This is a genomic window from Streptomyces sp. ISL-96, assembly GCF_018614035.1.
Lineage (GTDB): Bacteria > Actinomycetota > Actinomycetes > Streptomycetales > Streptomycetaceae > Streptomyces.
In genome coordinates this window covers 1-21340 of record NZ_JAGGPA010000044.1, presented here as the reverse complement: position 1 = coordinate 21340, position 21340 = coordinate 1, and the positions used below count along the sequence as shown (strand labels likewise).

14 protein-coding genes are annotated in these 21340 nt (G+C 69.5%); 9 read left to right on the top strand and 5 right to left on the bottom strand.

Going from position 1 to position 21340, the window contains the following annotated elements:
- The first annotated feature begins 120 nt into the window (after nt 1-120).
- The 4 genes from J7E96_RS26555 to J7E96_RS26540 are packed head-to-tail and all read left to right on the top strand — an operon-like array spanning nt 121 to nt 5921.
- Nucleotides 121-1269, top strand: coding sequence for a CaiB/BaiF CoA-transferase family protein (locus J7E96_RS26555; protein WP_251070470.1), 1149 nt, complete (start codon nt 121-123; stop codon nt 1267-1269).
- A 28-nt stretch (nt 1270-1297) separates the two neighbouring features.
- Entirely contained in the window at nt 1298-2440 is a 1143-nt protein-coding gene (locus tag J7E96_RS26550; RefSeq protein ID WP_215134617.1) for an acyl-CoA dehydrogenase family protein, read from the top strand.
- A gap of 55 nt (nt 2441-2495) precedes the next feature.
- Nucleotides 2496-3710 (top strand): acetyl-CoA C-acetyltransferase, encoded by a 1215-nt coding sequence (locus tag J7E96_RS26545; RefSeq protein ID WP_215134615.1) that lies wholly within the window; start codon nt 2496-2498, stop codon nt 3708-3710.
- A 36-nt stretch (nt 3711-3746) separates the two neighbouring features.
- Nucleotides 3747-5921, top strand: coding sequence for a 3-hydroxyacyl-CoA dehydrogenase NAD-binding domain-containing protein (locus tag J7E96_RS26540; protein WP_215134613.1), 2175 nt, complete (start codon nt 3747-3749; stop codon nt 5919-5921).
- Between the two features lie 197 nt (nt 5922-6118).
- Here the strand turns inward: J7E96_RS26540 and J7E96_RS26535 are convergent, their stop codons facing one another.
- The 3 genes from J7E96_RS26535 to sph form a co-directional block, all read right to left on the bottom strand.
- Nucleotides 6119-6847: a MerR family transcriptional regulator gene (locus J7E96_RS26535; RefSeq protein WP_215134611.1), complete on the bottom strand. Its 729-nt coding sequence runs from the start codon at nt 6845-6847 to the stop codon at nt 6119-6121.
- 168 nt (nt 6848-7015) lie between these two features.
- A complete protein-coding gene (locus J7E96_RS26530; protein ID WP_215134609.1) occupies nt 7016-7999 on the bottom strand; it encodes a cation diffusion facilitator family transporter in 984 nt (327 codons plus the stop codon).
- A 52-nt stretch (nt 8000-8051) separates the two neighbouring features.
- Nucleotides 8052-9041, bottom strand: a complete 990-nt coding sequence (sph, locus tag J7E96_RS26525) for a sphingomyelin phosphodiesterase (protein WP_215134607.1) — start codon at nt 9039-9041, stop codon at nt 8052-8054.
- A 240-nt stretch (nt 9042-9281) separates the two neighbouring features.
- Between sph and J7E96_RS26520 the strand changes: the two genes are divergently transcribed.
- Together J7E96_RS26520 and J7E96_RS26515 are read left to right on the top strand one after the other, a co-directional pair.
- Nucleotides 9282-10151, top strand: coding sequence for an oxygenase MpaB family protein (locus J7E96_RS26520; protein WP_215134604.1), 870 nt, complete (start codon nt 9282-9284; stop codon nt 10149-10151).
- A 200-nt stretch (nt 10152-10351) separates the two neighbouring features.
- Nucleotides 10352-13123: a glycosyl hydrolase gene (locus J7E96_RS26515; RefSeq protein ID WP_215134603.1), complete on the top strand. Its 2772-nt coding sequence runs from the start codon at nt 10352-10354 to the stop codon at nt 13121-13123.
- 45 nt (nt 13124-13168) lie between these two features.
- On the opposite strand, the gene J7E96_RS26510 is transcribed toward J7E96_RS26515, so the two are convergent.
- Together J7E96_RS26510 and J7E96_RS26505 are read right to left on the bottom strand one after the other, a co-directional pair.
- A complete protein-coding gene (locus J7E96_RS26510; protein ID WP_215134602.1) occupies nt 13169-14200 on the bottom strand; it encodes a LacI family DNA-binding transcriptional regulator in 1032 nt (343 codons plus the stop codon).
- 155 nt (nt 14201-14355) lie between these two features.
- A complete protein-coding gene (locus J7E96_RS26505) occupies nt 14356-15867 on the bottom strand; it encodes a M1 family metallopeptidase (protein ID WP_215134600.1) in 1512 nt (503 codons plus the stop codon).
- A gap of 164 nt (nt 15868-16031) precedes the next feature.
- On the opposite strand from J7E96_RS26505, the gene J7E96_RS26500 reads away from it, so the two are divergent.
- The 3 genes from J7E96_RS26500 to J7E96_RS26490 all read left to right on the top strand — a co-directional run bounded on the left by J7E96_RS26500 (nt 16032) and on the right by J7E96_RS26490 (nt 21148).
- Nucleotides 16032-18047, top strand: coding sequence for a Xaa-Pro dipeptidyl-peptidase (locus tag J7E96_RS26500; protein WP_215134598.1), 2016 nt, complete (start codon nt 16032-16034; stop codon nt 18045-18047).
- Nucleotides 18047-19327, top strand: coding sequence for a M14 family metallocarboxypeptidase (locus J7E96_RS26495; RefSeq protein WP_215134596.1), 1281 nt, complete (start codon nt 18047-18049; stop codon nt 19325-19327). Before J7E96_RS26500 ends, J7E96_RS26495 begins: the two co-directional genes overlap by 1 nt.
- An 81-nt stretch (nt 19328-19408) precedes the next feature.
- The gene (locus J7E96_RS26490) at nt 19409-21148 is read left to right on the top strand and encodes a BCCT family transporter (RefSeq protein WP_215134594.1); all 1740 of its coding nucleotides are present in this window, start codon (nt 19409-19411) and stop codon (nt 21146-21148) included.
- The last annotated feature ends 192 nt before the right edge of the window (nt 21149-21340 follow it).

Sequence of the window (21340 nt, the reverse complement as noted above, 5' to 3'; positions counted from 1 at the left end):
TAGCGGTGATCGCCGGTAAAAAGAACTAAGCGCTTGCTCGCCCCAAGGGCTTGTGCAGAGTGGAACACGTTCTTAGCATCATCGATGTTACATCAGTTGTGTCACAGTGCTGGGGGCTTGATGGCAGCGACAGGGAACGGCCCGCTCTCCGGAGTGCGCGTGGTGGAACTGGCGGGAATCGGCCCCGGCCCCTTCGCCGCCATGCTCCTCGCCGACCTCGGCGCCGACGTGGTCCGGGTGGACCGCCCGGGCGGCGCGGGCCTGGGCATTGATCCGGCGTACGACCTCACGAACCGCAACAAACGCTCGGTGATCGTCGACCTCAAGTCCGCCACCGGCCCGGCCCGGGTCCTCGACCTCGTCGAGCGCGCCGACGTACTCATCGAGGGCTACCGCCCCGGCGTCACCGAGCGCCTCGGCGTCGGCCCCGACGCCTGCCTGGCCCGAAATCCGCGGCTGGTGTACGGGCGGATGACGGGCTGGGGCCAGGAAGGCCCGCTCGCTCAGCGCGCCGGCCACGACATCGCGTACATCGCCCTCACCGGCACCCTCGGCATGTTCGGCAAGCCCGACGAGCCGCCCACCGTCCCCGCGAACCTCGTCGGCGACTACGCGGGCGGCTCGCTCTACCTCGTCATCGGCGTCCTCGCGGCGCTCCAGCACGCCCGTACGGAAGGCGGCGCCGGCCAGGTCGTCGACGCCGCGATCGTGGACGGCGCGGCCCATCTCGCCACGATGATCCACGGGATGGTGGCGGCCGGAGGGTGGCAGGACCGGCGCGCGTCCAACCTTCTCGACGGCGGATGTCCCTTCTACGGCAATTACGAGACATCGGACGGCCAGTACATGGCGGTGGGCGCGCTGGAGCCGCAGTTCTACGCCGAGTTCACCCGCCTCCTCGGACTCGACGAAGCCGAGGCGGACGCCCGCCACGACATGGCCCGCTGGGGCGAACTGCGCGACGTGATCGCGGCCCGCTTCAGAACGAAGACGCGCGACGAGTGGACCGCCGTCTTCGACGGCTCCGACGCCTGCGTCGCCCCTGTCCTCTCCCTGCGCGAGGCCCCCTCCCACCCTCACCTGGCCGCCCGTTCCACCTTCATCACCCACGGCGGCATCACCCAGCCCGCGCCCGCGCCGCGCTTCTCGGCCACGCCGGGGGCGGTGCGCGGCGGCCCTGCCCGGCCCGGCGCGGACACGGCCGAAGTGGCCCGCGACTGGGACGTACCAAGCATCGAGAAGGACAGCGAGAAGGACGGCGCCCAATAAGGGCTGGCTGCAGAGGCAGGAGACAGAGTTGAAGCGTCAGATCTTCACCGCGGAGCACGAGGCCTTCCGGGAGACGGTGCGCACCTTCCTGGCGAAGGAAGTGACGCCGTACTACGAACAATGGGAGACGGACGGCATCGTCAGCCGCGACGCGTGGCTGGCGGCAGGCAAGCAGGGGCTGCTCGGTCTCGCCGTACCGGAGGAGTACGGGGGCGGCGGGAACGCCGACTTCCGCTACAGCGCCGTACTGGCCGAGGAGTTCACCCGCGCGGGGGCCGCCGGGCTCGCGCTCGGCCTGCACAACGACATCATCGGCCCGTACCTCACCGGCCTCGGCACCGACGAGCAGAAGCGGCGCTGGCTGCCCGGCTTCTGCTCCGGCGAGACGATCACCGCCATCGCGATGACCGAGCCGGGCGCGGGCTCCGACCTCCAGGGCATCCGTACGACCGCCGAGGACCGGGGCGACCACTGGCTGCTCAACGGCTCGAAGACCTTCATCTCCAACGGCATCCTCGCCGACCTGGTGATCGTCGTCGCCAAAACCTCCCCCGAGGGCGGCGCCAAGGGCCTGTCCCTGCTCGTCGTGGAGCGCGGCGCCGAAGGCTTCGAGCGCGGGCGCAACCTCGACAAGATCGGCCAGAAGTCCCAGGACACCGCCGAGCTCTTCTTCAACGACGTACGCGTCCCGAAGGAGAACCTGCTCGGCGAGCTCGACGGCGCCTTCATCCACCTGATGACCAACCTGGCGCAGGAGCGCATGGGCATCGCGGTCGCCGGGATCGCCGCCGCCGAGTACCTGCTGGAGATCACCACGACGTACGTCAAGGAGCGTGAGGCGTTCGGGCGGCCGCTGTCCAAGCTCCAGCACATCCGTTTCGAGATCGCCGAGATGGCCACGGAATGCGCCGTCACGCGTACGTTCCTCGACCGCTGCATCGTCGACCACTCGAACGGCGAGCTCGACGCGGTCCATGCGTCGATGGCCAAGTGGTGGGCCACCGAACTCCAGAAGCGGGTGGCCGACCGCTGCCTGCAACTGCACGGTGGGTACGGCTACATGACGGAATACCGCGTCGCGAAGGCCTTCACCGACGGCCGTATCCAGACGATTTACGGTGGTACGACCGAGATCATGAAGGAAATCATCGGTCGCTCCCTCCTCGCCTGAACTCTCCCTGTTGTCAGGTCACTTCACGTCACGTAACCCTCGAAAGGCTGCTGTCTTGAGTACCGAAGCGTTTGTGTACGACGCGATCCGCACCCCGCGCGGCCGCGGCAAGGCCAATGGCGCCCTGCACGGCACCAAGCCGATCGACCTCGTCGTCGGCCTCATCCACGAAGTGACCCGGCGCTTCCCCGGCCTGGACCCGGCAGCCATCGACGACATCGTGCTGGGCGTCGTCGGCCCCGTCGGGGACCAGGGCTCGGACATCGCCCGTACCGCCGCGATCGCCGCCGGACTGCCGGACACGGTCGCCGGCGTACAGGAGAACCGCTTCTGTGCCTCGGGGCTGGAGGCCGTCAACCTGGCCGCCATGAAGGTACGTTCGGGCTGGGAGGACCTGGTCCTCGCGGGCGGCGTCGAGTCGATGTCACGCGTCCCGATGGGCTCGGACGGCGGCGCCTGGTTCGCCGACCCGATGACCAACTTCGAGAACGGCTTCGTCCCGCAGGGCATCGGCGCCGACCTCATCGCGACCATCGAGGGCTACTCGCGGCGTGATGTCGACGAGTACGCCGCGATGTCGCAGGAGCGGGCCGCCGCGGCCTGGAAGGACAGCCGCTTCGAGCGCTCCGTCGTGCCCGTACGGGACCGCAACGGCCTGGTCGTCCTCGACCACGACGAGCACATGCGCCCCGGTACGACGGCCGATTCGCTGGCGGCGCTGAAGCCGTCGTTCGCCGCGATCGGTGACATGGGGGGCTTCGACGCCGTCGCGCTCCAGAAGTACCACTGGGTCGAGAAGATCGACCACGTACACCACGCGGGCAACTCGTCCGGCATCGTCGACGGCGCGGCGCTCGTCGCGATCGGCACCAAGGAGGTCGGCGAGCGTTACGGCCTCACGCCCCGCGCCCGTATCGTCTCGGCGGCCGTCTCCGGCTCCGAGCCCACCATCATGCTGACGGGCCCCGCGCCCGCCACCCGCAAGGCGCTGGCCAAGGCGGGCCTGACCATCGACGACATCGACCTCGTCGAGATCAACGAGGCGTTCGCGGGCGTCGTCCTGCGCTTCGCCAAGGACATGGGGCTCTCCCTCGACAAGATCAACGTCAATGGCGGCGCCATCGCCATGGGCCACCCGCTGGGCGCCACCGGCGCGATGATCCTCGGCACCCTCGTCGACGAGCTGGAGCGGCAGGACAAGCGGTACGGCCTCGCGACGCTGTGCGTCGGCGGCGGCATGGGTATCGCCACCGTCGTCGAGCGTGTCTGACCGTCCCGTCCCCACCCCTTACGGAGAACCCACAGCATGAGCGAGTCCACCACCATCCGCTGGGAACAGGACGAGACCGGTGTCGTCACCCTCGTCCTCGACGACCCCAACCAGTCGGCCAACACCATGAACCAGGCCTTCAAATCCTCCATCGCGGCGATCGCCGACCGCGCGGAGGCCGAGAAGGACTCCATCCGCGGCATCATCTTCACCTCCGCCAAGAAGACCTTCTTCGCGGGTGGCGACCTCAAGGACATGATCAAGGTCGGTCCCGAGCACGCCCAGCAGGCCTTCGACACCGGTACGGCCATCAAGAACTCCCTGCGCCGCATCGAGACGCTGGGCAAGCCGGTCGTCGCCGCGATCAACGGCGCGGCCCTCGGCGGCGGTTACGAGATCGCCCTCGCCTGCCACCACCGTGTCGCGCTGGACGCGCCCGGCTCCAAGATCGGCCTGCCCGAGGTCACGCTCGGTCTGCTCCCGGCGGGCGGCGGCGTCACCCGTACCGTACGCCTCATGGGCATCGCCGACGCCCTGCTGAAGGTGCTGCTCCAGGGCACGCAGTACAACCCGCAGCGGGCTCTGGAGAACGGCCTGATCCACGAAGTCGCCGCCACCCGTGACGAGATGCTCGCCAAGGCGCGCGCCTTCATCGACGCCAACCCGGAATCCCAGCAGCCCTGGGACGTCAAGGGTTACAAGATCCCCGGCGGCACCCCTTCGAACCCGCGCTTCGCCGCGAACCTCCCCGCCTTCCCCGCCAACCTGAAGAAGCAGACAGCGGGCGCCCCTTACCCCGCCCCGCGCAACATCCTCGCGGCGGCCGTCGAGGGCGCGCAGGTCGACTTCGAAACGGCGCTGACCATCGAGGCCCGCTACTTCACGGAACTCGTCACGGGCCAGATCGCCAAGAACATGATCCAGGCGTTCTTCTTCGACCTCCAGGCCGTCAACTCCGGCGCCAGCCGCCCCAAGGGCATCGAGCCGCGCCCCGTCCGCAAGGTCGCCGTCCTCGGCGCCGGCATGATGGGCGCGGGCATCGCGTACTCCTGCGCGCGCGCCGGCATCGAGGTGGTCCTCAAGGACGTGACGCCCGAGGCCGCCGCCAAGGGCAAGGCGTACTCCGAGAACCTGCTCGCGAAGGCGCTTTCGCGCGGCCGTACGACCGAGGCCAAGCGGGACGTGCTGCTCGCCCTCATCACGCCGACCGCCGACGCGGCCGACCTGGCGGGCTGTGACGCCGTGATCGAGGCGGTGTTCGAGGACACGGCGCTCAAGCACAAGGTGTTCCAGGAGATCCAGGACATCATCGAGCCGGACGCGCTGCTCTGCTCCAACACCTCCACGCTCCCCATCACCGGCCTGGCGGAAGGGGTTTCCCGCCCCGTCGACTTCATCGGCCTGCACTTCTTCTCGCCCGTCGACAAGATGCCGCTCGTGGAGATCATCAAGGGCGAGCGTACGGGCGACGAGGCGCTGGCCCGCGCCTTCGACCTCGTACGCCAGATCAAGAAGACGCCGATCGTCGTGAACGACTCGCGCGGCTTCTTCACCTCGCGCGTCATCGGCCAGTTCATCAACGAGGGCGTCGCGATGGTCGGCGAGGGCATCGAGCCCGCGTCGATCGAGCAGGCGGCGGCCCAGGCCGGCTACCCGGCGAAGGTCCTCTCCCTGATGGACGAACTGACCCTCACCCTCCCGCGCAAGATCCGCAACGAGACGAAGCGGGCGATCGAGGCAGCGGGCGGCACGTGGCCGGGGCACCCGTCGGACGCGGTCATCGACCGGATGGTCGACGAGTTCGGGCGTACGGGCCGCAGCGGCGGGGCGGGCTTCTACGAGTACGGCGAGGACGGCAAGCGCACGCGCCTGTGGCCGGGGCTGCGCGAGCACTTCACGAAGCCGGGCGCGGAGATTCCCTTCACGGACATGAAGGAGCGGATGCTGTTCTCGGAGGCGCTGGACACGGTCCGCTGCTTCGAGGAGGGCGTGCTGACGTCGGTCGCCGACGCCAATATCGGCTCCATCATGGGGATCGGCTTCCCGGCCTGGACGGGCGGCGCGATCCAGTACATCAACGGGTACGAGGGCGGCCTGCCCGGCTTCGTGGCCCGCGCGCGCGAGTTGGCGACGACGTACGGCGAACGCTTCACGCCGCCGGCGCTGCTGGTGGAGAAGGCGGAGCGGGGCGAGCGCTTCAGCGACGCCTGATCCGCTGCGCGGGCCCCCAGGCCCCCGGACGGGCTGGAGGTGCTCCCGCACCCCTCCAGCCCCTCCGGCGTTTGAGGAGCGGGGTCTGGGGCAGCGCCCCAGTTCGGGAAGGGGCGGGTAGGGGAAAGCCTCGCGCAGCGGCACCCGGCACCCGCACTCGCACCGCAATCTGCACCTGCCCCGCAACCCGCGCCCCCTCACTCCGCCGTGAACGCCGCCCGCAACTCCTCCCTCAGCGACCGCTGAAACGCCGTCACCAGCGCCTGCATCACCATCGGCTGCATATGCGCCGACAGCGACTTCATCGCCTTCACATGCTCAGGATCCGACTCCCGCTCGCGGTAAGGACCCCACACCTCGTCCTTGAAAAGGTTCGTGAGCGCGTGCGCCACCGACCGGGCGTGCTCAAGCAGAATCGTCCGGGCGGCGAGGATCGTCTCGTGCGCTATCGGCACACCGAGCAGCTGTACGCCGAGCCCCAGCAGCCCGGGGTCGACACGGAACGTATCCGGCGCATCGGCCCGCTCCAGGACGTTCATCGCGGCGAGCCGGCCGATGTCCTCGTCCGAAAGCGGACGGCCCGCCCGCCGGTCGAGCTCCGCCCGAGTCGCGTCCTCCGCCGAGTCCGGCGCCCACGACGCCACCACCGCACGGTGGATCGCCAGATCGTGCGCGCTCAGGTCGGGCGGCAGCTGCTCCAGATAGCGCTCGATCGCGGCGAGCGTCATGCCGTGGTGCTGAAGCTCCTCGATGAGTGCCAGCCGGGACAGGTGGGCGGGCCCGTAGTGGCCGACGCGGCGCGGGCCGATCACGGGCGGCGGGAGCAGGCCGCGGGTGCTGTAGAAACGGACCGTACGCACCGTGACCCCGGCCCGCGCGGCCAGCTCGTCTACCGTGAGCGTCGGCTCCTCGGTGTCCGTCGTCATGACTGCGCCTCGCTTCCCAGTACTGCGCCGATACAGTGCAACAGTATTGCTGTCTCACCATTGTTGTGAAAGCGGTGCTGACACGCGGCATCGCGGTCACGGTCTACGACCACGACTGACCAGCCCGACCTCGCAGGGGTCGGGGGTCGTCCCCCCAGTGGGGAGCAGCTAGGCCCGCGGGGCGAAATGGTGGGCCAGCGGCGCATGCGGGTCCGGCGCCGACGCCTCGGGGGCGTGATCCACGTGGACCGTGGCCCCGGCCAGCCGGCCCACCGCGTGCAGCAGCGCGTGCTCCGCCGCGACCGCCACCGCGTGCGCCTGGACCACCGTCAGGCCGGGATCGACCACCACCGACGTCTCGGCGCGCAGACTGTGGCCCAGCCACCGCATGCGGACGGCGCCCACCGCCCGTACGCCCTCGACATGGGACAGCGCGTGCTCGGCCTCGTCCACCAGAGCCGGATCCACCGCGTCCATCAGCCGTTGCCAGATCTCCCGGGCCGCGCCACGCAGCACCAGCACGATCGCGGCCGTGATCAGCAGCCCGATCAGGGGGTCGGCGTAACGCCAGCCGAGCGCGGAGCCGCCCGCGCCCAGCAGCACGGCGAGGGAGGTGAATCCGTCGGTGCGGGCGTGCAGCCCGTCGGCGACCAGCGCGGCGGAGCCGATCTTCCTGCCGGTCCGGATACGGGCCCGCGCCACCCACTCATTGCCCGCGAAGCCGATCAGGCCGGCCGCGGCGACCGCAGGGAGGTGGCTGACCTCCTGCGGATCGAAAAGGCGCCGCACCGCCTCGTACCCCGCGAACACGGCCGAGGCGGCGATCACCAGCACCACGAACACGCCCGCCAGATCCTCGGCCCGCCCAAAACCGTAGGTGTAGCGGCGGGTCGCCGCGCGCCGCCCCAGCAGGAAGGCGACGGCGAGGGGCAGCGCGGTCAGGGCGTCGGTGGCGTTGTGGACGGTGTCGCCGAGCAGCGCGACCGAACCGGACAGCGCGGCGACGACCGCCTGGGCGGCGGTGGTCGCCGCGAGGACCGCGAAGGAGAACCAGAGTGTCCGCAGCCCGGCCGCCGACCCTTCGAGCGCGGAGTCGATCCGGTCCTGATGCCCATGGTGATGGTGTCCGTGTACGTGTCCGTGACCCGTCATGTTCACCACCGTGGCACACCGACTCCCCTGCAGCCACTGCCGAACCCCCGCGTCAGCGGCCGCTCGCCACCACCGGGTAGTGGTCGCTCAGATTCGTGTACGTGTACTGCTTGCCCCAGCTGGAGACGGTCCAGGGCGCGCTCTGCTCCTTGATCACCTCGTTCGTCCAGCCGGCCGGTTTGACGTGCCCGGCGCGGTGCAGGACGTAGTCGAGGTCTTCGCGCGGGTCGTTCGGGTAGCGCTCGGAGGCGATCGAGTTGTCGGCGGTGTCGAACGAGTACGGGTGGCCGGTGCGCGCGTCGTCGCCGGTCAGGCCGCCGTCGGCGAGCATCGTGGCGTACTCGGGGCTGTGCGAGTCGACGTTGAAGTCGCCCGCGACGATGACCTGCTCGGAGGCGGGGATGTTCTTGCCGTCGAGGAAGGCGTCGATCGCCTTGAACTGCCGGCTGCGCATCTGGGCGGCCTCGCCCGCGCCGCAGCCCGGGTCGGTGGACTGGGCGTGGGTGCCGACGACATGGACCTTGGTGCCGTTCACGTCGAGCACGGCGTACACGAAGCCCTTGTTGGAGTACCAGTCGGCGCCGCACGCGTCCTTGTAGACGTACTGCTCCTTGCGGACGACCGGCCACTTGCTGAGCACCGCGACCCCGCCGTCCTCGGGCGTCGTGGTGGAGTACGAGCCGCCGGTCGCGTCCCAGCCGGTCTTGCCGCGGCCCATCACCGGCGTCTGGTGCGGGTACTGCGCCGCGGCGTTGCTCTTCAGCGCGTCGGAGGCACTGTTGTCGAAGGCTTCCTGGACGACGACCACGTCGTTGCCCTGGAAGAAGGAGGCCGCCGGTATGGCCTTCGCGCGGTGGTCCTGGCCCCAGTTGGGGTAAAGGTTTTTGCTGAAAAGGAAGGCATTGTAAGACAGCACCTTCAGCGACGGCACCTCGCCGGAGGCAGCGGCGGAGGAGGACGGGGCCGTCGCGGCGAGTGCGGCGGCCGCCAGTACGGTGGCCAGGGCGGCGCCAGAGGTGCGGCGGAGCACGGAGTGCGGCACTGGGACTCCTGTTTCGAGTGGGGGGTAAGGCTCGGCGCGGCACATCAAACCAGCCCTAGTTACCTTCCGGTAGCCATTGGACGGCGAATGTCTTGCAGAAGGCACACGGTCTCCCCAACTCCCGCTGGCCGAGGGGCGTGAGCGGCAGGCCGAGGACCTGCGCGGGAGCCGGTCGGCCGCGTTCTCGGCGACCCCGGCCGCCGATCACCGACCACCGGCCGCCGGCCGTAGCCTGGAGGCATGAAGATCAGTGAGCAGGACCCCGCCCCGCCCCCTCCCGGCGGTGTCCTGTGGTCGGTCGCCGGTGACGTGCGCGGGCTGCTCATGCTGCCCGCCGCGCTCACCCTCCAGGTCGCCCGCCCGGCCGTCGGCGCGGGTGTCGACCAGCACTCCGTCTTCCGTACGGACCCGTGGGGTCGCGGCGAGCGGTCGCTGCGCTCCGTGCAGCTGTGGGTGTACGGGGGAGAGGCGGGCGTCGAGGAGGGCCGCAGGCTCCGGCAGCTCCACAAGAGCATCCAGGGCACCGACGCGCACGGCCGCCCGTACCACGCGCTCGACCCGGCCCACTATTCCTGGGTCCACGCCACCGGCTTCCCCTGCTACCAGCACGCACTGCGCTATCTCTGCCGGCGGCCGCTGACCGAGGCGCAGGAGCGGCAGCTGTACGCCGAGTGGCTCCAGGTCGGCCGGATCCTCGGCATCAACGACCGGGACATGCCGCAGACCGTCGAGGAGTTCTGGCCGTACTTCCGCAAGATGCTGGCCGAGGAGCTGGAACCGACCGTGGTGGTACGGGAACTGATCGCCACCGACAGCCCGGTTCCCGCCCCCGACCGCGGCCCGCTGCCGGTACGTCTCGTCCTGCGCGCCCTGTGGCCCGTTCTGCTGCCGCCGCTGGCCCGCTTCAGGGCGTTCGTGACCATCGGCTACATGCCGCCCGACGCGCGGGAGGCACTGGGGCTGGACTGGAGCGACGTACAGGAACGCAGGCTGCGCCGGTTCAGCCGCGTCGTACGCACCCTGGTTCCGCTGCTGCCCGAGCGGCTGCGCTATCTGCCCCTGGCGCGCGAGGCCAGGGCGCGGCACCGGGACCAGGCTTCCCAAAACTGACTGAGAGCGCTCTCGGAAATCTCCTCGCAGCATGCTCCCGCGCGCCTTCTCCGTCAACAGTTGAACGCACCGCGGTCAGGCCGTGCCCCAACTGCCGTCCGTGTCACATGTATTGACACTTCCATTTCAGGAGTTTTACGTTCCCTGATATCTGAGAGCGCTCTCGGACGCCCTTCCCCCACGACTCCGAGGTGCCGTCCATGCCAGCTCCTCCGTTCAGAACCGCGTCCGCACTGGTCCTCGTCTCCGCCCTGGCCGCCCTCGGCCTCGGCTCCGCCGCCTCACCCGCGACCGCCGCCACCATCCCCGTCGGGTCGGGCAGTTACTCCGATGTACGCCCCGCCGGAACCTCAGGCCCCACCACCAACACCGGCACACCCGTCACCCCCAAACTCACCCCCGCCGCGAAGGACAAGCCGCTCCCCACCAACGACTGGTGGTCCTCCCTCGCCTTCCAGCGATACGGTGACAACCCGCACTCCACCCCCATGTACGGGCACCCGCTCACCTACCAGGCCACCGCCGCAGGCCTCGAAGTCGGCTATCCCACAACCCCAGCGGTCGTCGGCGAGGGGCGGCAGTACGAGTACGCCCACAAGCGCGACCTCACGCTCGGCCTGACCGGCCTCAACTCGCCCGACACCAAGGCCGACAACTGGTCCGACTGGACCGTCACCCCGTACTGGTCCGACGGCGCCCGCACCCTGCGCACGACCATCGGTCACGGCCTGCCCTTCGTGTACGCCAAGGGCTCGGGCGCCGGCGCCCAGATCACCACGGCGGCGGCCCCCGCCGTCTTCGCCGACCAGGGCAACGTCCTCGGCATCACCGTCGCCGGCCACCACTACGCCCTGTTCGCCCCCACCGGCAGTGACTGGAACATCGCCGGATCCACGCTCACCGCCGGCCTCGGCGCCAAGGACTACTTCTCGCTCGCCGTGCTGCCCTCCACCGACGCCCTCACGACGTACAAGAAGTACGCGTACAGCTTCGTCACCGGCTCGAAGGCGAGCTGGAGCACCACCGGCGGCACGGTGAAGGCGACGTACTCCCTCACCACCGAGGCGAAAGAGGGCAGCGAGACCGGCACGCTCCAGGCCCTCTACCGCCACCAGTGGCTGCACACCGCCGACCCGCTCACCCCGTACACGTACATCTCACCGCGCGGCACGATGAAGGTCCGCGAGGGTACCTCCTTCACCACCAGCCGGCGCGCTTCCGGCGTGCTGCCCGCCCTGCCGCAGTCGAACGGGGTCGACAAGGCCAGGCTCAGGGGCTACCTGACCGAGGCCGCGAACGCCGCCGACCCCTTCTCCGGCGCCACCGACACCTACTGGACCGGCAAAGCGCTGGGCCGCCTCGCCCAGCTCGTACCCCTCGCCGACCACATCGGTGAGACCGCCGTCCGCGACAAGCTCCTCGGCCTGATGAAGGGGCGCCTCCAGGACTGGTTCACGGCGGGCGGAGCCAACGAATTCTCGTACGACAGGACCTGGAAGACGCTGACCGGCTATCCGGCGTCGTACGGCAGCGACACCGAGCTCAACGACCACCACTTCCACTACAGCTACTACGTCTACGCGGCCGCGATCGTCGCCCAGTACGACCCGGCCTGGGCCGCCGACTCCGCGTGGGGCGGCATGGTGAAGACGCTGATCCGCGACGCCGCCAACCCCAGCCGCACCGACACCGCCTTCCCCTTCCTGCGCGGCTTCGACGTGTACGCCGGCCACAGCTGGGCCTCCGGCCACCAGGGCTTCGCGGCGGGCAACAACCAGGAGTCGTCCTCGGAGTCCACCAACCTCAGCGCCGGCCTGGTGCTCTGGGGCGCGGCAACAGGCGACTCGGCACTCCGCGACCTCGGCACGTACCTCCTGACAACCGAGTCCGAGGCGATCGCCCAGTACTGGTTCGACGCCGACGAGCAGGTCTTCCCGTCCTCCTTCGGCCACGACACCGTCGGCATGGTGTGGGGCAGCGGCGGGGCGTACGCCACTTGGTGGACCGCCAACCCCGAGGAGATCCACGGCATCAACGTCCTTCCCGTAACCGGCGGTTCACTGCACCTGGGCGGCGAGAAGGCCGCCATCCGGCGCAACCTCGCCGAGATGGAACGCGAGAACGGCGGACCCGCCGTCGAATGGCGCGACATCCTCTGGGAGTTCCAGTCGCTGGCCGACCCGGCCGCCGCCAAGGCCAAATGGGACGCGGGGAACGCCGCTTACACCCCCGAGCAGGGTGAGTCCAAGGCACACACCTACCACTGGATCAACACCCTCGACACGCTCGGCGCCCCCGACGCGACGGTGAGCGGTGACATCCCGACGTCGGCCGTCTTCACCAAGGGGACGGTACGAACGTACGCCGCCCACAACCACACCTCCACCACCCGCACCGTGACCTTCTCGGACGGCGGGAAGCTCACCGTCCCCGCCCGCTCGACCGCCACGGGCACCGGCACGGGCGGCACCGACCCCGACCCCGAACCCCCCACCGGCAACACCTTCCAACTGCGCACAGGCGGCGCGCTCACCACCACCACAGGGACCACCGCCACCACCGACACCATCGCCTCGGCGGGCGGCGCCAACCACGACGGCACCCCGCACCAGCCGCTGACGTACACGGTCAAGGGGGTCAACGGCACGCTCAAGTCCGGTACGCCGACCACCTTCCGCCTTCAGCTCGACGCGGGCACGACGGTCGGTCTCGGCCAGCAGGCCCGGGTCAGCTACGACCTGACGGGCGACGGCACGTACGACCGGACGGAGACGTACCAGTACTTCGCTACCGACCCGGTGGCGGGCTGGGAGCAGTACACCCAGGCGCGCGGTCTCAAGTCGGCGACCGGCACGCCCGGCGACCTCAAGGGCGGCACCGTACGCCTCGAAGTGTGGAGCGCCATCGGCAACGGCACAGCCCAGCTCCGCACCGGAACGGGCGATTCGGTACTGGTGATTCCCTACCAGTAACGGAACGCACCGAACGCACCCCCACCGGCGGCGGGCCCCGGCCGATCAGGCCGAGGCCCGCCGCACCAGCTCGGTAGGCATGATCACCGAGGCCGGCGCGTCCCCTGCTCCAGCCACCTCGCTGCTCAGGACCCGCATCAGCAGCCGGACCATCAGCCGGCCCATGCCCTCGATGTCCTGGCGGACCGTGGTCAGCGCGGGATCCGCCGACTCGGCAACGCTCGCCATGTCGTCGAAGCCGACGAACGCGACGTCCTCCGGTACCCGCCGCCCCCTCTCCCGCAGGACCCGCAGCGCGCCCGCCGCCATGAGGTCGTTGGCGGCGAAGACGGCATCCAGGTCCGGCCGGCGCGCGAGCAGTTCCGCCATGGCGCGCCCACCGCTGTCCATGGTGAAGTCACCCTGCGCGGTCAGTGCGGGATCGGCGTCGAACAGTACGTCGCGGTAGCCGTCGGCGCGGTCGGTGGCGGAGGTCTGGTCGCGGGGGCCCGCGATGTGCGCGATACGCTCCCGGCCCAGGCCGACGAGATGGCGTACGGCCGCCCGGGCGCCGCCCCGGTTGTCGCAGTCGACGTACGGCACGGCGGCCGACCCGCCGCCGGGCCGGCCGCCGAAGACGGCCGGGACCTTGGTGCCGCGGATGAGGGCGGGCAGTCCGTCGTCGTTGTGCAGCGAGAAGGCGAGCGCGCCGTCGACGTGGCCGCCGCCGAGGTAGCGGGCGATCCGGTCGTAGTCGCCCGGCCCCTCCACCCACAGCAGCACCAACTGGGCGTCGTTCGCCGTGAGTTCCCTGCTGATGCCGCGCACCTGCTGCTCGAAGAAGGGGTCCGAGAAGATCCTGAACTCCGGCTCCGCAATGACCACGGCGACCGCGCCGCTCTGGCGCGTGACGAGGGACCTCGCCGCGTGATTCGGGACGTACCCCAACTCCTCGACCGCCTCGCGCACCTTGTCGGCCAGGGGCTGCCGCACGCCCGCGCCGCCGTTGACGACACGGGAGGCCGTGGCCCGGGAGACTCCGGCGCGGGCGGCGACGGCTTCGAGAGTGGGGCGGGAACCGGCGGGCTGCTCGGGCAAGACGGGCGCTCCTCGGCGGCTCGGGACGGCAGCGGGGGAGAGGGCTGCCGAGACGGAGAATATCCGCGGCCAGGCCGTCGTGAGAGCGCTTTCAGCCCACTCACGACAACGTCGCCGTCCCCTCGCGAGGGGACGGCGACGCGGCGTACGACCGGTCAGTGGTGGTCGTGCTGGTGGATGGTGTTCGTCGCGGCGATCTTCTTCCACGACTTGGGCTGCACGGGCTTCGCACCTTCATCGGCGCCCGAGCGGGCGGTCCGCGACTCGACAGCCGACGGAGCACCCGGCTTCGACGGCTGGTACAGCCAGGTGTCGAAGAGCGCGGCGAGTGGCTTGCCCGAGACGCTCTCGGCGTACTTCACGAAGTCGGCCACACTCGCGTTGCCGTGGGCGAACTTGGCCGGCCACCCCTTCAGGATCTTGAAGAAGTCCTCGTCGCCGACCTCGTTGCGCAGCGCCTGCACGGCCAGCGCGCCCCGGTCGTACACGGCGATGTGGAACTGGTTGTCCGGCCCCGGGTCACCCGGCTTGACCGTCCAGAAGGGGTCGTCGGCCGCACGCGTCTCGTACACGTAGTCCGCGAGTTCCTGCGTCGTGCCCTCGCCCTCCTTCTCGGACCACAGCCACTGGCTGTAGCGGGCGAAGCCTTCGTTGATCCAGATGTCCTTCCAGCCCTTGACGGCGACGCTGTCGCCGTACCACTGGTGGGCCAGCTCATGGACGACGAGCGAGACATTCGCGCCGTTGGCGAACTGCCGCGGACTGTAGAACGGCCGGGTCTGAGTCTCCAGCGCAAAACCACTCGTCACGTTCGGGACGTAACCGCCGAGCGCGTTGAAGGGGTACGGGCCGAAGACCTCGGTCAGGTACTCGGCGACCTCGGCGGTCCGCTCGATGCTGGCGCGCGCGGCCCCGGCGTTGTCGCCGAGGTCCTTGCTGTAGGCGTTGAGCACGGGCAGCCCGTCCGCCGTCTTGTCCGTCGTGATGTCGAACTTCCCGACCGCGAGCGTGGCGAGATAGCTGGCCTGCGGCTTGTTCGAGCGCCAGTTGTAGCGGGTCCACCCCAGCTTCGAGCTCTGCGACTGGAGTACGCCGTTGCTGATGGCCTGCGTTCCGTCCGGCACGAGGACGGAGACGTCGTACGTCGCCTTGTCCAGCGGGTGGTCGTTGCTCGGGAACCACCAGACGGCCGAGTCGGGCTCCTGGGCGGCGACGCCGCCGTCCGGCGTACGGTGCCAGGCGGTGTAGCCGCCGATCTTCAGCTCGGAGGGCTTCCCGGCGTACCGCACGACGACCGAGACGGCCCGGCCCTTCTCCAGCGGTGCGACCGGAGTGACGACCAGCTCCTGATCCCCCTCCTTGGCGAACTTCGCCTTCTTCCCATTGACCCGCACCTCACTCACGCCGAGACCGAAGTCGAGGTTGAAGCGCGAGAGGTTCTGCGTGGTGGTGGCGAGGATCGTCGCCGTGCCCTCCAGCAGGTCGGTCGTGGGCTGGTACTTGAGGCGGAGGTCGTAATGCGCAACGTCGTATCCGCCGTTGCCACTGGCCGGGTAGTAGCTGTCGCCGATCCCCGGCGCGCCAGGACCAAAATTTGCTGCCGATGCCGGGATCGCCAGTAAGAGCGAGGCAGCCAGCGCGCCCGGGACGATCAGTCTGCGGTGCACGGATACTCCAAGTCGTCAGTCCGAAGGATCTGTTGGCAGCCTATTCAGCCCCAGTGCCACCAGTCATGTCCATGGTCGCTGCTGTCACACAACTGCCACCCGGCCGACACGCAGACCACTCCTGCCCTCTTTTGCACGGGAGTTGACCGGAGTACCTTCCGCCCATGCCGATACCTGCGCGGGGATCCCGCTTGAAGTGGCGAAGGCTCATTCCGGCGACCACGGCTGCCCTGGTGGCCGTCATGCTGACCCCGGCGGGCGCCCAGGGCGCCGCGACCGGTCAAGCCGAGAGCAGACCGGTCTACTCCTACGACAACGCCATCCGCGAAGCCGTATGGGTCGACACCAGAATGGACGGCGACGGCGACGGGAAGAGCGACCGCGTCGCCGTCGACATAGTCCGCCCCAGGGAACCGGCCGCACAGGGCCGGAAAATACCCGTCATCATGGACGCCAGCCCGTACTACTCCTGCTGCGGGCGCGGCAACGAGAGCCAGAAGAAGACGTACGACGCGGACGGCAACCCTGTCCAGTTCCCGCTCTACTACGACAACTACTTCGTGCCCCGCGGCTACGCCTTCGTCGCCGTGGACCTCGCCGGCACCAACCGCTCCGACGGCTGCGTGGACGTGGGCGGCCACTCCGACATCCAGTCGGCCAAGGCAGTCGTCGACTGGCTGAACGGCCGCGGCAAGGCGTACACCAGCCGCACCGGCACCAACCGCAGCAAGGCCGCCTGGTCGACCGGGAACACCGGCATGATCGGCAAGAGTTACGACGGCACCATAGCCAACGGTGTAGCGGCGACCGGCGTCGAGGGCCTCAAGACGATCGTCCCGATCGGCGCGATCTCCTCCTGGTACGACTACTACTTCGCCCAGGGCGCCCCGCTCTACGACAGCGGCCCCGAGTGGCTCTCCAACTACGTGGAAAGCCCCGACGCCCGCACCCGCTGCCAGGCAGTCCAGAAGCGCCTGGTCGACGAGGCCCCGCGCAACGGCGACTTCACACCCCTGTGGGCCGAGCGCGACTACGTACCCAACGCGGACAAGACGAAGGCCAGCGTCTTCCTCATCCACGGCATGCAGGACCTCAACGTCCGCGCCAAGCACTTCGGCCAGTGGTGGGACGCCCTCGCCGACGCGGGCGTAGACCGCAAGATCTGGCTCTCCCAGACCGGCCACGTCGACCCGTTCGACTTCCGCCGCGGCAATGGGGTCTCCCCTGCTCGAGCGGAGCCGAGAGCTTGGGGATGGGTCAAGACCCTCCACCGCTGGTTCGACCACGAACTCCTCGGCTACGACAACGGCATCGACCGCGAGCCGATGGCCGACATCGAGCGTGCCCCCGACCAGTGGTCCACCGACAAGGTCTGGCCGCCCCGCTCCACCGACGCCACCACCTTGCGCCCCGGCAAGGGGTCCGCGCCCGGCGTCGGCACCCTCTCCCTGAAGCCCGCCGCTCCCGGCGCCATGGAGACCTTCACCGACGACCCCAAGCTGAGCGAGAGCGACTGGGCCGCGCAGATCGACAAATCAACTCCAGCCAAGGCCGGCTTCACCACCAAGCCGCTGACCCGCGACCTGCGCCTCTCGGGCTCCTCCAAGGTGACCATCACCGCGACACCCTCCACCTCCACCGCGCACCTCTCAGCAGTCCTGGTCGACCTCGGCCCCGACACGATCCGCGACTACACCGCCGCGGGCGAAGGCATCACGACCCTCCCCAACCGCACCTGCTGGGGTCCGAGCACCACCGGTGACAGCTCCTGCTTCAAGGAGACGAAGGCCCGTACCGCGAACGTCGACTACACCGTCTTCAGCCGCGGCTGGGCCGACCTCGGAACCCACGCAGACCCGGACCGCGGCCGCCCGCTCACCCCGGGCAAGCGGTACACGATCACCCTGGACCTCCACGCGAGCGACCACGTCGTCCCCGCCGGACACCGTCTCGCGCTGATCGTCGGCGGCACCGACGCGGGCCTCATCGACCCGCCCTCCACCACCCCGACCCTCGGCATCGACCTTTCCCGTACGGCCGCGGAGCTGCCCATAGCAGGCGGCGCGCAGGCCTTCGCCCGAGCGACAACCGGTTCGTCGTACGCCGCCACACCGGGCGCCCGCCTCGACGGCGTGGCCGAGCCGCGTGACATCCGCCCGATTCCGGGAGCCACCCGCTGATGCACCGGCGTATCCGCGCACTCGTCATCGGCGCCGCGGCAGCGGCCCTGGCCGCACCCGCCACGACAACCGCCCAGGCGTCGCCGGCCCCACCCCGTACCGGCTTCGAGTCGAGCAACGGCGCCCGCTGGACAACCCAGGCCGAGGAACAAAGCTTCCTGAGCACAGTCGACCGCGCGAGCGACAACATCACACAATCCACCATCGGCACCACGAACCAGAACCGCCCGATCCAACTGGTACGCATAGGAACTCAGCGGCACCCTGCCACCACCATGCTGCTGATCTGCTCCCAGCACGGCGACGAACCGTCAGGCCGCGAAGCCTGCCTGACGACCATTCGGGACCTCGCGTACGCCAAGGACAAGAAGACCCTCGACTTCCTCGCCCGCACCACGGTCCTCGTCATCCCCACCGCCAACCCCGACGGCCGTGCGGCGGACACCCGTACCAACTCCGACAAGGTCGACATCAACCGTGACCACATCGCCCTGAAGACCGCCGAGGCCAGGGCGATGGCCGCGGTCATCCGCGACCACAAACCGGAGATCATCTACGACCTGCACGAGTACGGCGGCACCTCGCCGTACTACGACAAGGACCTCCTCTCCCTCTGGCCCCGCAACCCCAACACGCACCACCACCTGCACGCCGAGGCCCACACCCTCTCCGAGTCCTATGTACGCCCCCACGCCGAGGACGCCGGCTTCAGCAGCGGCATCTACGGCATCTGGACGGATCCCGTAACAAACGAGCCGGTCAAACAGGTGGCGGGCGACGGCCAGGAGCGCATCCTGCGCAACACGGCCGGGATCAAGCACTCGGCAGGCCTCCTGGTGGAAACCCGAGTAGACCCCCTGACCGCCGACGAAAGAAACAACCCGGCCCTGAACAACAAACGCCGAGTAGACACCCAACTAGCAGCCCTCACCGGCGCGTTCACGTTCACCGACGAGCGCAGAGGCCGCCTCAAGACCGCCACCACCCAAGCGCGCCACGCGGGCTTCGCGGACCGAGGCCCCATCCACCTCGGCGGCGCCGACAACGACCCGCCCGACCCCGCCGAGACAATCGACAATCCCCCCTGCGGCTACCACCTCTCCCCGGCGCAGTACGCGGACATCGCAGACGAACTGGCACTGCACGGCATCGTCTCCCACCCCCGCACCACAGGCGCCTACGTACCACTGCGCCAGTCCCAGCGCGCACTCGCCGCCCTCCTGCTCGACGACCGTGCGGCGTACCACCTCACAACCGGGAGGCCCGACACCACCTGTTAGACAGTTCTGACGTGCAACACATGTGGTAGGGGGTACGGGAGAGCGAAATCAGGCTCCCGCGAATTCCTGAAAGGTGCCCCTGTGTCGCACGAACAGAAACCGGCTCAACGGCTTCGGCTGCCGGTGAGGGCGGCTCTCCCGGGCCGCCACCCGCACGAGGACGAGACGCCCCAGACCGACCGGGTGGTGTTCGGCGTAACGGCCGTACTCACCGTGGCCTTCGTGGTCTGGGGCTCCGTCTTCACCGAGACGCTGGAGAGCGTCTCCGACAAGATGCTGAGCGGCCTGATGCACAACGGCGGCTGGGCCTTCGTCCTGGCCGCCTCCGGCTTTGTCGTCTTCGCTCTCTGGCTGGCCATCAGCCGTTACGGCAGGATCCCGCTCGGCCAGGAGCACGAGGGACCCGAATTCCGTACCGTCTCCTGGGTCGCGATGATGTTCAGCGCGGGCATGGGCATCGGCCTGATGTTCTACGGCGTCAGCGAGCCGCTCGCGCACTACACCACCCCGCCTCCGGGCACCGACCCCGCCGACTCGGCGGACGCCATGCAGACAGCCCTGGCCACCACCCTCTTCCACTGGACCCTCCACCCGTGGGCGATCTACGCGGTCGTCGGCCTGGCCATCGCGTACAGCACCTTCCGGCGCCGCAGGCGGCAGACCATCAGCGCCGTGTTCGTGCCGCTGATCGGCAAGAAGCGCGCCGACGGCGCACCCGGCCGGGTGATCGACATCCTCGCGATCTTCGCCACCCTCTTCGGCTCCGCGACCTCCCTCGGCCTCGGCGCCCTGCAGATCGGCAGCGGATTCCGGGAACTGGGCTGGATGGAGAAAGCCGGCACCGGACTCCTGATCTCCATCATCGGAGTCCTCACCGTCGCCTTCGTCTTCTCGGCCGTCACCGGTGTCGAAAAGGGCATCCAGTGGCTCTCGAACACCAATATGGTCCTGGCGGTCGTCCTCGCCCTCTTCGTCTTCATCGCCGGCCCGACGATTCTCGTACTGGACCTGCTCCCCACCTCCCTCGCCGCCTACATCGACGAAATCCCCCAGCTCGCCGGGCGTACCGAGGCGGCGACCGGTGGCGGCGAAGTCTCGGAATGGCTGAGCAGCTGGACGGTCTTCTACTGGGCGTGGTGGATCTCCTGGACGCCGTTCGTCGGCATGTTCATCGCGCGCATCAGCCGCGGGCGTACGATCCGTCAGTTCGTGGGCGGCGTCATCCTGGTCCCCAGCAGCGTCAGCCTGGTCTGGTTCGCCGTCTTCGGCGGTACGGCGATGAAGCTCCAGGAGCGCGGACAGCTAGCCAAGGAGGCGACACCCGAGGGTCAGCTCTTCGGCGTACTCCAGGAGTTCCCCATCGCCAGCGTGATGAGCCTCCTGGTCATGGTCCTGGTCGGCATCTTCTTCATCTCCGGGGCAGACGCCGCCTCGATCGTCATGGGCACGCTCTCCCAGCGAGGCACCTTCGAACCGGCCAGGTTCGTAGTCATCTTCTGGGGCGTGGTGACCGGCGCGGTCGCAGCCGTGATGCTGCTGGTCGGCGACGGCAAGGGAGACGCGCTGGCCGGTCTCCAGAACCTCACCATCCTCGTCGCGGCACCCTTCGTGCTCGTCATGGTGGGCATGTGCCTGGCCCTCATGCGCGACCTGCGCCAGGACCCGCTGATCGTCCGCGGTGAGATCGCCGAGGAGGCCGTGGAGAGCGCTGTGATCGCGGGCCACGAGAAGTACGCCGGCGAATTCGAGATCCGCATCGGCCCGGGCCCGGAGGCCGACGCCACCCCGGGCGAGGAAGACGAGCGCAAGAAGAACCCCTGAGGGAACGCCCCCGGCACCGTTTCGCGTTCCGCGGTGCCGCCCCGACGCGGCACCGATCCCAGCGCCCCGGGAGGGCCAGCCCGGCACCGTTTCGCGTTCCGAGGTGGCGGGAGGGGACGTGTCGGGGCGCTCCCCGCAGGGTGTCGAACGCAACCACCGCGAACGAAGACGGAGTACCCGAACGTTCGGCAC

What these genes read in the sequence shown, in the direction of transcription:
- J7E96_RS26555 (WP_251070470.1), top strand. Translation starts at nt 121, where the DNA reads ATGGCAGCGACAGGGAACGGCCCGCTCTCCGGAGTGCGCGTGGTGGAA.
- J7E96_RS26540 (WP_215134613.1), top strand. Translation starts at nt 3,747, where the DNA reads ATGAGCGAGTCCACCACCATCCGCTGGGAACAGGACGAGACCGGTGTC.
- J7E96_RS26535 (WP_215134611.1), bottom strand. Translation starts at nt 6,847, where the DNA reads ATGACGACGGACACCGAGGAGCCGACGCTCACGGTAGACGAGCTGGCC.
- J7E96_RS26530 (WP_215134609.1), bottom strand. Translation starts at nt 7,999, where the DNA reads ATGACGGGTCACGGACACGTACACGGACACCATCACCATGGGCATCAG.
- J7E96_RS26520 (WP_215134604.1), top strand. Translation starts at nt 9,282, where the DNA reads ATGAAGATCAGTGAGCAGGACCCCGCCCCGCCCCCTCCCGGCGGTGTC.
- J7E96_RS26515 (WP_215134603.1), top strand. Translation starts at nt 10,352, where the DNA reads ATGCCAGCTCCTCCGTTCAGAACCGCGTCCGCACTGGTCCTCGTCTCC.
- J7E96_RS26500 (WP_215134598.1), top strand. Translation starts at nt 16,032, where the DNA reads ATGCCGATACCTGCGCGGGGATCCCGCTTGAAGTGGCGAAGGCTCATT.
- J7E96_RS26495 (WP_215134596.1), top strand. Translation starts at nt 18,047, where the DNA reads ATGCACCGGCGTATCCGCGCACTCGTCATCGGCGCCGCGGCAGCGGCC.